This is a genomic window from Kitasatospora sp. NPDC058406 (assembly GCF_042722765.1).
Lineage (GTDB): Bacteria > Actinomycetota > Actinomycetes > Streptomycetales > Streptomycetaceae > Kitasatospora.
The window spans coordinates 1-14,325 of record NZ_JBHXKE010000062.1 but is presented as its reverse complement, the minus strand read 5'-3'; the positions used below and the strand labels follow the sequence as shown (position 1 = coordinate 14,325).

At 74.9% G+C, this 14,325-nt stretch carries 14 protein-coding genes and 1 tRNA gene; 4 read left to right on the top strand and 11 right to left on the bottom strand.

Annotation, left to right across the window (positions count from 1 at the left end):
- Positions 1-179: 179 nt before the first annotated feature.
- The 3 genes from ACFWOG_RS14735 to ACFWOG_RS14725 all read right to left on the bottom strand — a co-directional run bounded on the left by ACFWOG_RS14735 (position 180) and on the right by ACFWOG_RS14725 (position 3,770).
- A complete protein-coding gene (locus ACFWOG_RS14735) occupies positions 180-1,730 on the bottom strand; it encodes a penicillin-binding transpeptidase domain-containing protein (protein WP_329952998.1) in 1,551 nt (516 codons plus the stop codon).
- Positions 1,730-3,058, bottom strand: a complete 1,329-nt coding sequence (locus ACFWOG_RS14730) for an FtsW/RodA/SpoVE family cell cycle protein (RefSeq protein ID WP_329952997.1) — start codon at positions 3,056-3,058, stop codon at positions 1,730-1,732. Before ACFWOG_RS14730 ends, ACFWOG_RS14735 begins: the two co-directional genes overlap by 1 nt.
- Before the next feature lie 199 nt (positions 3,059-3,257).
- On the bottom strand, positions 3,258-3,770 hold the full coding sequence (locus ACFWOG_RS14725; RefSeq protein ID WP_329883340.1) for a DUF1269 domain-containing protein: 513 nt from the start codon (positions 3,768-3,770) through the stop codon (positions 3,258-3,260).
- Positions 3,771-4,058: 288 nt separating this feature from the next.
- Between ACFWOG_RS14725 and ACFWOG_RS14720 the strand changes: the two genes are divergently transcribed.
- From ACFWOG_RS14720 to ACFWOG_RS14710, 3 genes are all read left to right on the top strand, one after another.
- Positions 4,059-5,375, top strand: a complete 1,317-nt coding sequence (locus ACFWOG_RS14720; RefSeq protein ID WP_380358348.1) for a VWA domain-containing protein — start codon at positions 4,059-4,061, stop codon at positions 5,373-5,375.
- A 2-nt stretch (positions 5,376-5,377) separates the two neighbouring features.
- The gene (locus tag ACFWOG_RS14715; RefSeq protein WP_380358345.1) at positions 5,378-6,262 is read left to right on the top strand and encodes a peptidase; all 885 of its coding nucleotides are present in this window, start codon (positions 5,378-5,380) and stop codon (positions 6,260-6,262) included.
- 89 nt (positions 6,263-6,351) lie between these two features.
- Entirely contained in the window at positions 6,352-6,789 is a 438-nt protein-coding gene (locus ACFWOG_RS14710) for a universal stress protein (protein WP_329952995.1), read from the top strand.
- Positions 6,790-7,011: 222 nt separating this feature from the next.
- On the opposite strand, the gene ACFWOG_RS14705 is transcribed toward ACFWOG_RS14710, so the two are convergent.
- The 8 genes from ACFWOG_RS14705 to ACFWOG_RS14670 all read right to left on the bottom strand — a co-directional run bounded on the left by ACFWOG_RS14705 (position 7,012) and on the right by ACFWOG_RS14670 (position 13,589).
- Positions 7,012-7,085 (bottom strand) — tRNA-Ala (locus ACFWOG_RS14705).
- Between the two features lie 92 nt (positions 7,086-7,177).
- On the bottom strand, positions 7,178-8,251 hold the full coding sequence (gene glpR / locus ACFWOG_RS14700) for a gephyrin-like molybdotransferase receptor GlpR (RefSeq protein ID WP_329952994.1): 1,074 nt from the start codon (positions 8,249-8,251) through the stop codon (positions 7,178-7,180).
- 151 nt (positions 8,252-8,402) lie between these two features.
- Complete coding sequence (locus tag ACFWOG_RS14695) at positions 8,403-9,029, bottom strand: GNAT family protein (RefSeq protein ID WP_329883371.1); 627 nt, start codon at positions 9,027-9,029, stop codon at positions 8,403-8,405.
- Positions 9,026-9,529, bottom strand: a complete 504-nt coding sequence (locus ACFWOG_RS14690) for a MogA/MoaB family molybdenum cofactor biosynthesis protein (protein ID WP_329883335.1) — start codon at positions 9,527-9,529, stop codon at positions 9,026-9,028. Before ACFWOG_RS14690 ends, ACFWOG_RS14695 begins: the two co-directional genes overlap by 4 nt.
- Complete coding sequence (gene moaC / locus ACFWOG_RS14685) at positions 9,526-9,966, bottom strand: cyclic pyranopterin monophosphate synthase MoaC (protein WP_380358372.1); 441 nt, start codon at positions 9,964-9,966, stop codon at positions 9,526-9,528. Before moaC ends, ACFWOG_RS14690 begins: the two co-directional genes overlap by 4 nt.
- A 201-nt stretch (positions 9,967-10,167) precedes the next feature.
- Positions 10,168-11,532: a gephyrin-like molybdotransferase Glp gene (glp, locus tag ACFWOG_RS14680; RefSeq protein WP_380358340.1), complete on the bottom strand. Its 1,365-nt coding sequence runs from the start codon at positions 11,530-11,532 to the stop codon at positions 10,168-10,170.
- Between the two features lie 26 nt (positions 11,533-11,558).
- Entirely contained in the window at positions 11,559-12,479 is a 921-nt protein-coding gene (gene galU, locus ACFWOG_RS14675; protein ID WP_329883332.1) for a UTP--glucose-1-phosphate uridylyltransferase GalU, read from the bottom strand.
- A gap of 12 nt (positions 12,480-12,491) precedes the next feature.
- Entirely contained in the window at positions 12,492-13,589 is a 1,098-nt protein-coding gene (locus tag ACFWOG_RS14670; RefSeq protein WP_380358336.1) for a diguanylate cyclase domain-containing protein, read from the bottom strand.
- Between the two features lie 107 nt (positions 13,590-13,696).
- Between ACFWOG_RS14670 and ACFWOG_RS14665 the strand changes: the two genes are divergently transcribed.
- Positions 13,697-14,272, top strand: a complete 576-nt coding sequence (locus tag ACFWOG_RS14665) for a 5-formyltetrahydrofolate cyclo-ligase (protein WP_380358333.1) — start codon at positions 13,697-13,699, stop codon at positions 14,270-14,272.
- The last annotated feature ends 53 nt before the right edge of the window (positions 14,273-14,325 follow it).

Here is a 14,325-nt window from a genome sequence, read left to right as displayed (position 1 = left end):
GGACAGGACCGCGCGAAAGCACCAGTGTCGCAAACGAACAGTCCCGCGGCGCGCATTGTACGAACCGTCACATCCGCCTACACAAACCGGACACTTCGCAAACGGCGGATCTGCCATCGAGCAGATAAAGCAGCAGGTCAACCCGGTGGACGCGGGGCCGACACGGGGAGGTGAGGGCCTCATCCGGCGAGCACCGCCTGCATCACCGCGCGGGCGACCGGCGCCGCGAGCCCGCCACCCGTGACGTCCGTGGCGTCACTGTCCGCGATCACCACGGCGACCGCCACCGGCGGTACCCCGCCGGAACCGGCCGGCTTGGCCCAGGAGACGAACCAGGCGTACGGCGTCCCGCTGTTGTCCGGCCCGTGCTGGGCGGTGCCGGTCTTGCCGCCGACCACCGCGCCGTCGATCCTGGCGTTCCGTCCGGTGCCGTTCTCCACCACGTCCGTCATCAGCCGCTGCACCTGCCCGGCCGTTCCCGGGCTCATCGCCTGCCGGTACACGGACGGCTTCATCAGCTGGACGGCGGTGCCGTCGCTCTTGGTCAGCTTGTCGACGAGCTGGGGACTCATCACGGTGCCGTTGTTGGCCACCCCCGCGGCGACCATCGCCATCACCAGCGGGGTGGCGGCGGTGTCGAACTGGCCGATCGAGGAGAGCGCCAGCTGCGACGCGTTCATCCGGGTGTCGAAGTTCGAGCGGGCCGCCCGCACCGGGGTGTCCAGCCCGGCGTCGTTGAAGCCGAAGGCCTCCGCCATCGCCGTCATCCGCTCCAGCCCGACCTGCACACCGAGGTGGCCCAGCACGCTGTTGCAGCTGCGGACCATCGCCGCGTCCAGCGACTGCCCGGGCTCGTCGCAGGCCCGGGTGTCGTTGACCAGCGGCGTGGTGGTGCCCGGCATGACGTACGGGAAGGGCGCGTCGGTGGGCGCGTCGATGTCGGTGACCACGCCGCTCTCCAGCGCCGCGGCCGCGGTCACCACCTTGAACGTCGAGCCGGGCGGGTAGGTCTGCCGCAGCGCCCGGTTGAGCATCGGCTGGTCGGCGTCGGCCTGCAGCCGGTTCCAGGCCTCCTGGTCGTCGGCCGAGGTGCCGGCGAAGCTCCCCGGGTCGTACGACGGCGTGGAGGCCAGCGCCAGGATCCGCCCGGTGGCGGGCTCGATCGCGGCGACCGCGCCCTTCTGCCGGCCCAGCCCCCGCATCGCGGCCTGCTGGGCGGCCCGGTCGACGGTGGTGTGGACGTCCCCGCCGGGGTTCTGCCGGCGCGCCACCGCGTCCCAGACCGCCCAGCTCGCCAGCCGGAGGTCGGTGCCGGAGAGCAGCTCGTCCTCGGTCCCCTCCAGCTGGGTGTTGCCGTAGGTCTGCGAGGAGTAGCCGGTGACCGCCGCGTACAGCGGACCGTCGGTGTAGGTGCGCTTGTAGTCGTAGCGCCCGCCGGTGGGCTCGGAACCGGTGACGGTGTCGGCGCCGACGCGGATGTCGCCGCGCGGCTGGGAGTAGCGCTCGATGGTGAGCCGCTGGTTGGCGCTGTTGTGGTTCAGTTCCCCGGCCCGGAACACCTGCACCCTGGTGGCCTGGGCGCAGAGCACCACGATCAGCAGCAGGCAGAACGTGCCGGCCCGGCGGCCGGTGACGGAGATCCCCGGCAGGCCCTGCGGCCCGTCCCCCGGCCGTCCTCCCCCCGGCCGGTCGCCGGCGGGGCCCCCGCCGCCGGCGCGGTCGCGCGCCATCAGGCCTCCCCGGGGGCGGGCCGCCGGGCGATGTCGCTCATCCGCACCAGCAGCGCGACGATGATCCAGTTGGTGACGACCGAGGAGCCGCCCTGGGCGACGAACGGCAGGGTCATCCCGGTCAGCGGGATCAGGTCGAGCACCCCGCCCGCCACCACGAACACCTGGAGGCCGACGATCGCCGCCAGCCCGATCGCCAGCAGCCTCCCGAACGGGTCCCGCAGCGCGATCCCGGTCCGGAACCCGCGCGAGACCAGCAGCGCGTAGAGCAGGAAGAGCGCGACCAGCCCGGTCAGCCCGAGTTCCTCGCCGATGGTCGCGAGGATGAAGTCGGACTTGGCGGCGAAGCCGATCAGCGCCGAGTGGCCGTTGCCCAGCCCGGCACCGAGCTCCCCGCCCCAGGCGAAGGCGAACAGCGACTGGGCGATCTGGTTGGCCCCCCGCCCGGCGGCGATCGATCCGAGCGGGTCCAGCCAGTCGTTGACCCGGCTGTGCACGTGGGGCGAGAGCAGGCCCACCCCGACCGCGGCGATCCCCGCCAGGAAGAGCCCGATGGCGATCCAGCCGGTCCGCGCGGTCGCCACGTACAGCATCACCACGAAGAGGCCGAAGAAGAGCAGCGAGGTGCCGAGGTCGGTCTCCAGCACCAGCACGCCGACGAACGCCGCCCAGATCACCAGGACCGGCGCGAGCACCCGTCCGCGCGGTAACTGGAACCGCCAGACCCGCCGCCCGGTGAGCGCCAGCGCGTCCCGGTGCACCGCCAGGTAGGCGGCGAAGAAGACCGCCAACAGGATCTTCGCGAACTCGCCCGGCTGGAAGGAGAGCGGCCCCAGGGTGATCCAGATCCGCGAACCGTACACCGGGGGGAAGAAGATCGGCAGCACCAGCAGGACGAGCGCCGCCAGCGCCCCGATGTACGCGTAGCGCTGAAGCCGCTTGTGGTCCCGCAGCAGGAACAGCACCAGGATGAACAGGCCCACCCCGAGCGTGGACCAGAGCAGCTGGGTGGGCGCCGCGTCACCCGGGGTGGAACGGTCCAGCCGGTAGATGACGACCAGTCCGATGCCGTTCAGCAGCACCCCGATCGGCAGCGGGAGCGGATCCGCGTACGGCGCCTTCCAGCGGACCGCGGCGTGCGCCAGCAGGGCGAGCACGCCGAGCGCGGCCCCGTACTCGCCCGCGTCGGCGGGCACCGTGCCGTCGATGTTGAGGCCGACTTCGGCGTACCCGAGGACGGCGGTCAGCACCGCGGCCAGGACCAGCGCGAGTTCGGTGTTGCGCCGGGTCCGCACCGTCCGGCGCGGCCGGCGGGCGGTTGTCGTCACGGCGGAGGGTGTCGCCACGGACCGTCCTGGGTGTCGATCTGCGGGAGTTCCTGCTGCGGGTCGGCCCGGCGCGGGACGCCCGGGTCCCGGGCTCCGGACCGCCGGGAGGTGACGATCGGGACGGACGGGCGGCGGGCCCGTCCGCCCCGACGTGAGCGGCTGGTCAGGTGGGGGCCGGCCGGCCCCGTGCGCCGAGGGCTCAGGCGGGAGCCGGTGCGGCGTTCGCCCGGGCGGCCTCGACGGTCGCCTTCAGCTCGGCCTCGGCGGCCGACGAGAGCGAGGTCTGGATGATCTTCCCGCCGTACTGGGCCAGCTCGGGCACGACCTTGTCCGCGGTCGCCTTGCGGACCAGCAGGAACACCGCGGCGGTGCCCGGCTGGAGGTGCTCGCCGACCTGGCGCATGAAGTCGTCGTCCACCCCGATGTCGGTGGAGGCCCCGACCGCGGCACCGGCCGCGCCGCCGACGGCCGCGCCGAGGAACGGCATGAAGAACAGCAGGCCGATCACCCCGCCCCAGAGCGCGCCCGACGCGGCGCCCGCCCCGGTGGTGCTCACCTGCTGGTGCAGCTTGATCCTGCCGTCCTCGCGGCGTTCGACGACGACCGCGTCCTCCAGCTCGATCAGCTTCTGCGTCTGCAGCCCGACCGCCGCGTTGCGCACCGCCTTGGCGGTGGCCAGATCCGGATAGGCGATCGCGAAGAGGTTGCTCACGTGCGGGTCCTTCCCTCAGTCGGACGTTCCGGCCGGGCCCGGGCGCCGGTGCGGCGGCCCCCGCGGCCCGCTCGTCACCCTAACGAGCGCTATCCATATTTATCGGTTCATCCGTCCGGTGTGTCCCGGATTGCCCGCCAGGCCCGCCCGGTATCCGCGCGACCGGCGCACGACCGGGCGCCCCCGTCCCGATCCCCCACCGGCGCCCACGAGTTCGCGCCGGTGTCCGGCGGTTCGCGCACCGGACCGTGTTGGCCACGGGGAACTGATGATCCCTAGGATCGACGGGTGACTACCGGACGACGACCGAAGGCCAGGCTCGGCAGCCTGCTGGCCGCCCTGGCGATAACGGGCGGGGCGCTGCTCAGCGGCCTGCCCGCCCATGCCGACGAACCATCAGCCGGCTCCGCCGGCAAGGAAGCACCCCGGGTCGACCTCGTCCTGGATGTCAGCGGCTCCATGCGGGAAGCCGACATCCAGGGCAAGAGCCGCATCGCGGTGGCCCAGCAGTCGCTGAACGAGGTGATCGACGCCCTGCCCGCCGAAACCGACTTCGGCATCCGCACCCTCGGTGCCAACTACCCCGGCAACGACAAGGCGCAGGGCTGCCTGGACACCAAGCAGCTCTTCCCCGTCGGCAAGACCAACAAGACCGAGGCCAAGACGGCCGTCGCCACCCTGCGGCCCACCGGCTGGACCCCGATCGGCCTGGCCCTGCGCGGCGCGGCCGAGGACCTCGGCAAGGGCGAGACCACCCGCCGGGTGGTGCTGATCACCGACGGCGAGGACTCCTGCGCCCCGCCCGACCCGTGCGACGTCGCCCGCGAACTCGCCGCCCAGGGCATCCACCTGGTGATCGACACGCTCGGCCTGGCCCACGACGACAAGACCCGTCAGCAGCTGCTCTGCATCGCCAACGCCACCGGCGGCACCTACACCGACGTACGCACCCAGGAGCAGCTCACCGAGAAGGTGAAGCAGCTCGTCGACCGCTCCAACGACACCTACACGGTGGCCCCGGTGAAGACCACCGGCACCGACAAGTGCGAGTCGGCGCCGGTCCTCGCCCCCGGCGTCTACAGCGACCGCGAGAAGTTCTCCGAGCACCGCACCTACCGCGTCCCGGTCAAGGCCGGCCAGGAGCTGCGCGCCTCCGTCAGCGTCGCCCTGGACCGCCCGGTGGCCCGCGACTACGGGGTCCTGCTCCAGGCCACCAGCACCACCGGCCAGGAGCTGGTCCGCGGCACCGACGCCGGAAGCGGCCGGACCGACGTGATCTCCACCGGCCTGCGCTGGTCCACCGACGACTCCAAGGGCTACGCCACCGCGACCCCGTCCGCCTCGGCGAGCGGCAAGCCGGAGACCACCGTCTGCCTGGTGATCTCCAACTCGCTGGCCGCACAGCCCGGCATCGCGGCCGACCCCGGCCTGCCGCTGGAGCTGACGGTCGACCTGACCGCCGCCTCGCCCTCCCCGGACGGCCTCGCGATGGGCCTCGGCCGCGGCTGGATCCTGCTGCTCGTGCTCACCCTGGCCGGCCTGCTGACCGGCCTGCTGTTCGGTTGGATCGCCCGCTGGCGGATCGCTGTCTGGCAGGAGAACTGACCATGACCCACTCGACGATCCGCGCCTCCCTGCGCGGCGCGGTGGCCGCGCTGGCCCTGCTCCCCGCACTCACCCTCGCGGCCCCGGCCGCCTCCGCCGCCTCGCCCTCCCCGAGCGCGAGCGGCACCCCGGCCCCGGCCAACAAGGCCGGCACCTCCTTCCTGACCGCCGTCAACCTGGCCCCCGGCCAGGACGCCGCCGTCGCCGCCTCCACCGGCGACTACCTGTACTGGGCGTTCGGCGCCTCCGAGGGCCAGACCCCGACGGTCGGCCTGTCGGTCACCCTGCCCCCGTCCGCGGACCGGCACGGCCCGCAGACCTGGAGCGTCGAGGTGTTCGACGGGCTGCGCCGCCGCCAGTCCTGCACCGCCGGCACCCAGGTCTCGACCGCCGAGCAGGCCACCGCCTCGCTCGCGCTGAGCTGCACCCTGCGCGAGGTCCGCTCCTGGGCCGAGCCCTGGTCCGGCGACCCGCTGCCCGGCACCTACTACGTGCGGCTCTCGGTCGCCGACGCCCCGCAGCCCGACCTCGGCCTGGCCGCCTCGGTCAAGCTGCACGTGGCGGCCAAGGGCGACGCCGACGACGCCCAGCCCGAGGGCGGCGAGCTCAAGGCCCCGCTGGTCCCGCCGGCCGGCGGCGGCGCCGCGACCGTCAAGGCGGCGGCGCCCGAGGAGCCCGAGGACCACTGGTACACCGGCTGGTTCTCCGGCTGGAACAGCCGCTGGTTCTGGACCCTGGCCGGCGGCATCCTCGCCGCTCTGGCCGGTGTCGCCGGCTACACCCTCACCCGGCACCCGCGCGGCCGTCGCCCGGCCCGCTACGGCTCGGTGCCGCCGCAGTCCGGCGCACCGCAGCCGGGCCCGTACGCCGGCTCCGGCCAGCCCTGACCGACCCCGCCCCGAGGGCCGGCCGAGCACCCGCTCGGCCGGCCCTCGGCCGTCTCGCCGTCCCCTCCGGGCCGTCCTACGCTCGGACCATGACCCCGCGACCGGACGGCAGGATCGTGGTCGGCGTGGACGGCTCCCGGCTCTCCCTCGCCGCCGTCCGCTGGGCCGCCCGGCTGGCGGGCTTCACCGGTGGCCCGCTGGAGGCGGTCACCGTCTGGGAGTTCCCCCTGCGGCAGGACGAGCGCGGTCTGGTCCCGCCCGCGCTGGACGGGTTCGAGTCCGAGCGCCGCGCCGCCCGGATCCTCGACGAGTCCCTCTCCGCCGCCCTCTCCCCCACCGCCCCGGCCGTCCTGCGCCACCTCAAGGCCGGCCCGCCGGGCCCCGCCCTGACCGCCGCCGCCGAGGGCGCCGCCGTGCTCGTCCTCGGCAGCCGCGGCCGCACCGCCCCGCCCGGCGCCCCGCTCGGCACCACCAGCCACTACTGCGTCCACCACGCGCGCTGCACCGTGGTCGTCGTGAAGGAGTGACCGCCGGCGAGCCGTGCCGCGCGGCGGCCGTCCGCAGCGGTGCGCCGCCGGGCCGCGCACCGGCGTCCCGCCCGGCCCCGGGGTGACCGGCACTCAGCAGGCCGGGTCCGGCGTCACCCTGACCGCACGACCGGGGCCGGCGCCGCCCGCACAACGCGAAATCCCGCCCGGTGGAGTCCACCGGGCGGGATTTCGTGAACCGGTCGGAACCGGTCCGTTGGGTGGAGCTGAGGGGATTCGAACCCCTGACCCCCTCGATGCGAACGAGGTGCGCTACCGGACTGCGCCACAGCCCCAACGAGAAGAAACTCTAGCACCTTTCGGAGGGGGCTCGTGACCACCCCCGGGCGGCGTCCCAGGTCGGGGGTGCCGCGGCACCCCCGACCGGTCACTCGTTGGCCGCGCGGGGCCGGGACTCCGCGGCGGAGGGCTCGGCGTACTGGTCGAAGAGCGGGGTGTTGCGGGCCTCGGCCGGCCGACCGGCGGTCCAGGTGCCGGGCGCCGACAGGTCGAGACCACGGCTGACCCGGGGGGCCACCGGCGCGGTCACGTAGGTCGGCAGCGGGACGGGCACCGGCTCCCAGGAGTCCGGGCCGGCCGCGCCGCGCTCGCGCATGCCGTCGACCCACTCCTCGTGCTCGGTCGCCTCCGCGACGGCCGAGGCCGAACCGGGTGCGGCGGTCGCCCGGGCGGCGTCGGCGTCGGTGGCCAGCCGCAGGTGCGGACGGCCGCGTCCGGTCCGCGGCGCGGGCTCCGGCTCGGCCACCGGGGCCGGAGCCTCGGCGGCGACGCGGGCGGCCTCGGCGCGCTGCTTCTCGCGCTTGCGCAGCCGCTCGGCGGCCTGGGCCGCGCGGACCCGGTCCAGCTTCACGGCGTACCGCTGGCGCTCCAGCCGGCGCAGGTGCCCGATGTAGAGGGTGAGCAGGGCCGCCGGGACCGCGGGGACCCAGAGGAAGGCCAGTCCGGCCACCGCCGCGACCACCGCGCCGACGGCGAAGACCAGGAAGAGGACGGTGACCATCCGGCGACGCCGGGCCAGCAACCGGGCCCGCCGCTCGGGGCCGCCGGCCGTACCTGCGGACCGTCCCTCGGTGCGCTCCGCCGGGCGGGGCGCCGGCTCGTCCGCCGATCCGCCCCCGGCCGGAGAACCGGTGGAGGGATCGTCGGCGAGGTCGCCGGCGAGGCCACCGGAGGGCTCGTCGGAGGGGTCGCCGACCGCGGCCCCGTCCCGTTCGGGAGGGCCGTCGTCGCTGCTCTGCTCGTCGTCACGCGGTTCGTCGCTCAGGGCCCGGGACGCCCGCCGCTCCAGCGCCGAACGCCCGGCCAGCAGGCGGATGGCGGTGCTGAAGCGTTCCGTCGGGCGCGCCTCGTTGAGCTCGTCCTGCCTGCGGAGCCACATCGGCACCAGATAGGCGGCCCAGGCCCCTACGATGACGGCGTAGATAAGGCCGCTACTGCTCACGTTTCACACCGTACGGGCGCGGGGGAAGGGCCGGTAGCAATTTGGCACGGCGTGTCGTGTGATCAAGCTGATTCTCCGACTAATTTGCCGGCATTTGTGCCCGTCCGTCGCCACGCCGATGCCATATCGATATTTCTTTTCGAACATACATTCAATTTCTGGGCCGACGCACCGAACTGAGGGCCCGCCAGCGGTCCAGCATCCCCTCCGGCACCTCGTCGGCGGTCAGCGCGAACACCAGGTGGTCCCGCCAGTCGCCGTCGATGTGCAGATAGCGCGGCCGCATTCCCTCCGAGCGGAAGCCCAGCTTTTCCACCACCCGCCGGCTCGGGGTGTTCTCCGGCCGGATGCAGACCTCGATCCGGTGCAGGCCGAGGGTGCGGAAGCAGTGGTCCACCGAGAGCGCGACCGCGGCCGGCATGATGCCCCGCCCCGCCACCGCCTCGTCGATCCAGTAGCCGACGTTGGCCGAGCACATCGAGCCCCAGGTGATCCCGCCGACGGTCAGCTGACCGACCAGCCGACCCTTGTGGAGGACGACGAAGGGCAGCATCCGACCGGCCGAGGCCTCGCTGCGCAGGTAACGGACCATCTGCCGGTAGGTCGGGCGACGGCCGGCGCCGTGGGCCGCCGGGCCCGGGGGCACCGTCGCCTCCCAGCGCCGCAGCCAGTCCCGGTTGCGCCGGCTGACCTCCTGCCAGTCGCCCTGGTCGCGGGCCCTGATCGGGCGCAGCGCGACATCCCCCTCGTGGAGCTCTACCGGCCAGCCGGCGTTCAGTGCGCTCTCCCGGAAGCTGGTGCGTCGGGCCGGGGGTGGTCGCCGCCGCCGAGCTGGTCGACGGCGTGCGCGAGCAGCGGCTCCAGGACCGCCAGGCCGTCCTTGACGCCGCCGGTCGAGCCCGGCAGGTTGACGATCAGGGTACGTCCGGCGAGGCCGGCCAGCCCGCGGGAGAGCGCCGCGGTCGGCACCTTCTCCCGCCCGTGGGCCCGGATCGCCTCGGGGATGCCGGGGATCTCGCGGTCGAGGACGCGGGCCGTCATCTCGGGGGTGAGGTCCGTCGGGGAGATGCCGGTGCCGCCGGTGGTCAGCACCACGTCGTACCCGGCCGCGACGGCCTCGCGCAGGACGGCCTCGACCGGTTCGCCGTCCGGGACGACCCGGGGGCCGTCGACGGTGAAGCCCGCCCCGCGCAGACCGGCGACCAGCAGCGGGCCGCCCTTGTCCTCGTACACGCCGGCCGAGGCGCGGTTGGAGACGGTGACGGCGAGCGCCCTCACGCGGACACCTCGGGGGTGCTCCAGTCGCCGCTCTTGCCGCCGGTCTTGCCGAGCACGCGGACGGACTCGATGGCCGCGCCCTTGTCGACGGCCTTGACCATGTCGATCACGGTCAGCCCGGCCACCGCCACGGCGGTCAGCGCCTCCATCTCGACACCGGTCCGGTCGGTGGTCCGCACGGTGGCGGTGATCTCGACCGCGTCGTCGGCGACGGAGAGTTCCACCGTGACGCCGGAGAGGGCGATCGGGTGGCAGAGCGGGATCAGTTCGGGCGTCTTCTTGGCGCCCATGATCCCGGCGATCCGGGCGACGGCCAGCGCGTCGCCCTTGGGGACGCCCTCGCCGCGGAGCAGTTCGACCACCCGGGGAGCGACCCGGACCCGGCCGGCCGCGACGGCGGTGCGCGCGGTGACGGCCTTCTCGGAGATGTCGACCATCCGGGCCGCGCCCTGTTCGTCGACATGGGTGAGGCGGTCGCCGGGGGGTGAGGTGGTCACGGGTGGCTCCAGGGGGCGCGCAGGTCGAATACCGCGCTACCGTACTCCTCGCCCCGGCCGGGGCGTGGGACGGGCCGCGCCGGTGAGACGGCCCGCCGCGGTGGGATCCGGGCCGGCTCGCGGTACGACCGGCCCCGGGGTTCAGCCGCCGAGCAGGACCACGTCCACCGCGCTGCCGGCCGGCAGTTCGGTGACGTCCTCGGGGACGGTGATCAGGCAGTCCGCCCTCGCCAACGCGCCGACCAGGTGCGATCCCTCGCCGCCGACCGGCTCCACCACGCCGTCGGCCGCGGAGTACCGGCCGCGCAGGAACTGCCGCCGTCCGGCGGGCGAGCGCAGCGCCACCGGGCAGTGGGCCCGGACGACCGGACGGTTGACGTCGTCGGCGCCGAGCATGGTCCGGATCGCCGGACGGACGAACAGCTCGAAGGAGATGTACGCGCTGACCGGGTTGCCGGGCAGCGCCATCAGCGGCACTCCGGCCCCGGGGCCGATCCGGCCGAAGCCCTGCGGCTTGCCGGGCTGCATCCGCAGCCGTCGGAAGTCCACCCCGCCGTACTCGGCGAAGACCTCCTTGACCACGTCGTACGCGCCGACGCTGACGCCGCCGCTGGTGACGATCAGGTCGGCCCGGCCGAGCTGGTCCTCCAGGACGGCGCGCAGCCGGGCCGCGTCGTCGGGGACGCCGCCGACCCGGTAGGCGATCGCGCCGGCGTCGCGGGCGGCGGCGGTGAGGGTGAAGCTGTTGGAGTCCGCGATCTGCCCGGGGCCGACCGGGTCGCCGGGCTGGACCAGCTCGCTGCCGGTGGACAGCACCACGACCCGCGGGCGGGGGCGGACGGCGACGGTGGGCCGGCCGACCGCGGCGAGCAGGCCGAGCTGGGCGGGGCCGAGCCGGGTACCGGCGGTCAGGACCCGGGTGCCGGCGGCGATGTCGCTGCCGCGGCGGCGGACGTGGGCGCCCTCGGTGACCGGGCGCAGCACCCGGACCTCCTCGCCCTCGACCGGCGCGGCCATCGAGTCGGCGGCGCGGCCGGTGCCGGTGCCGCCGTCGGTCCACTCGACCGGGGCGACGGCCTGGGCGCCGGGCGGCACGGGGGCGCCGGTCATGATCCGGGCGGCCTGGCCGGGGCCGACCTTGGGGAGTGCGTCGGCGCCGGCGGCGATGTCGCCGACCACGGCGAGCACCGAGGGGTACTCGGTGGTCGCGCCGGCGGTGTCGGCGGTGCGGAGGGCGTAGCCGTCCATCGAGCTGTTGTCGAAGGACGGCAGGTCACCCTCGGCGACCACGTCCTCGGCCAGCCGGCAGCCCTGCGCGTCGAGCAGCTGGAGCTCGATGGCGGGCAGCGGGCCGACGGCGGCCAGGACGTCGGCGAGGTGCTCGTCGACCGTCCAGAGCGCGGCCGGACCGGACGGGCCGGCCGCCGGGCGGGCGCCCGGTGCCGGGTCCGCGGAGCCGTCGCAGCAGGCTGCGGGGGTGGTACCGCTCTCCGTGGACCCGGTCATCGGCGCGCTCGCTCTCGGTCGGTGTGTCAGTCCTGCAGCTCGGTGGCCACGAACTCGCGCAGCCAGCTGCGGAAGCCCGGGCCCAGGTCCTCGCGCTCGGAGGCCAGTCGGACGATAGCGCGCAGGTAGTCGGCGCGGTCGCCGGTGTCGTAGCGGCGGCCCTTGAAGAGCACGCCGTGCACCTGGCCGCCGACCGCGGCGTCGCGGGTGGCGAGCTCGCGCAGGGCGTCGGTGAGCTGGATCTCGCCGCCGCGGCCCGGCGGGGTCTCGCGCAGCACGTCGAAGACGGAGGGGTCGAGGACGTACCGGCCGATGACCGCGTAGTTCGACGGCGCGTCGGCGGTCTCCGGCTTCTCGACCAGGTCGGTCACCTGGAAGACGTCCTCGCCGAAGCCGTTCGGCTTGACGGCGGCGCAGCCGTACAGGTGGATCTGGGAGGGGTCGACCTCCATGAGCGCGACGACCGAGCCGCCGAGCTCCTGCTGGACCTCGATCATGCGGGCCAGCAGCGGGTCGCGCGGGTCGATCAGGTCGTCGCCCAGCAGGACGGCGAACGGCTGGCCGGCGACGTGCTGCTCGGCGACCGAGACGGCGTGGCCGAGGCCCTTCGGGTCGCCCTGGCGGACGTAGTGCATGTTGGCGAGGTCGACGGACTCGCGGACCCGGCGGAGACGGTCCTGGTCGCCCTTGCGGGCGAGCAGCTCCTCCAGCTCGTAGGCGCGGTCGAAGTGGTCCTCCAGCGCGCGCTTGTTACGGCCGGTGACCATCAGTATGTCGGACAGCCCTGCGGCGGCTGCCTCCTCGACGACGTACTGGATCGCCGGCTTGTCGACGACGGGCAGCATCTCCTTCGGAGTGGCCTTGGTGGCCGGCAGGAAGCGGGTGCCCAGTCCTGCCGCGGGGACCACGGCCTTGGTTACCGGGATTCGGGACTTCGACGTCGTCATGCGTTTACCTTACTAAGGCACGTGTTTCGCCTGGCCGGGCGTCGTTGAGCGGTGCTGGGACAGCACGTCGCCAGACCCGGCCGCAATGGCAGGCAAAGGGGACGTGACGGGTGGGGCGAGGGGGTCCCCTCCGGCACAGGGCGACAGACTACCCGGCTTTTCCGAACGGTTACGTTCGGCTGCGAAGACACCGTCCGGACGCGCGGGGAAGGCCGGGGAGGCACCCGGGGAAACGCCTGCGGGGACGGCTCCGGAACGGTCCGCGGAGGTCCTCCGGAAGGCGGTCGGGGCGGTCGGCGAGGTGGTCGGGGCGGCAGCGGACGCGGCGGCCGGGGCGGAGTCCGGCGAGGTGCTCGGCGAGGTGGTCGGCGAGCCGGCCGGGGCGGCGGTCCCCCGCCAGCAGTCGCCGCCGGCCCCGCGGGCCACCGCCAGCGCCCGGTCCGCGGCCCGGAGCAGCACGGCCGCGTGGGCGCCGTCCTCGGGCAGGACGGCCAGGCCGACCGCCGCGGTGAGCCCGTTGCCCTCCGGGTGGCGGCCCTCCCGGCTGCCCGAGGACCAGTCCAGCAGCAGGTGGCGGCGGACCGACCAGACCAGCCGGTCGGCCACCTGGGCCGCGCCCTCGGCTCCGGTGTCCGGCAGGACGACCAGGAACTCCTCCCCGCTGTACCGGCCCAGGGTGTCGGAGCGGCGGATCTCCATGCCGAGCCGCTGGGCGAGGTCGCGCAGGACCGTCCCCGCGCGGGCCCGGCCGTGCTCGGCGACCACCGCGTCGAAGCCCGCGATCTCCAGCAGCAGGACCGCCAGCGGCCGGGGCCCGTCCTGCTGTCCGTGCTGTCCGTGCTGCTCGGCCCGGCGGGCCCGCTCGATCTCCCGGTCCAGGGTGAGCTGGAGGTGCCGGTAGTTCCAGACGCCGGTGAGCGGGTCGCACGAAGCGGTGCGTTCCAGCTCGGCGCAGCGGGCCTCCAGTTCGGCGATCCGCTCGCGGAGCCCGGCCTCGCGGTCGGCCGCGCCGGACGCGCCGCGCCGCAGGCGGGCGCCGAGCAGGGCGGCACCGGCCAGCGCGGGGGCGCTCAGCACGGCCAGGGCCTGGACCAGCAGCGGGGTGGACATCGGGGCGCCTTCCGCATGTCAGGCTCTGAGCGTCACGGGCCCGGAGCACGGGTCGGAGCGATGGGCGGGGCGGGGATCGGAGCGGTGGAGGAGCGGTGGAGCATCCCATGCACAACGAGAAGGGCGCGCTGAGGACACGGCTGCTGTCCGAACGTCGGGCGCTGGCGGCAGAGGCCCGGGAGCGGGCCGCCGCGGCGCTGGCCGGGCACGCCGGGGAACTGGCCGGGCCGGGCGCCACGGTGGCCGCGTACGTCTCGGTGGGCGCCGAGCCGGGCACCCGGCCGCTGCTGGACGCGCTCCGGGCGCGCGGGGCGCGGGTGCTGCTGCCGGTCCTGCTGGCCGACAACGACCTCGACTGGGCGGAGTACGCGGGCCCGCAGGAGCTGGCCCCGGCCGGGCGCGGGCTGCTGGAGCCGGTCGGCGAGCGGCTCGGGCCGGAGGCCGTGACCGGGGCGGCACTGGTGCTGCTGCCGGGGTTGGCGGTGGACCGCCGGGGGCTGCGGCTGGGGCGGGGCGGGGGCTCGTACGACCGGGTGCTGGCCAGGCTGGAGCGGGCCGGGGTGCGGCCGGTGCTGGCGGTGCTGCTCTACGAGCACGAGCTGCTGGACCGGGTGCCGGCGGAGCCGCACGACAGGCCGGTGGACCTCGCGCTGACCCCGTCGGGGCCCCACCGCTTGGGGTGAGCGGCCACCCGCGGGCGTACGTCGACGGCCCCGCGCCCCCGGAGGTCCGGGGG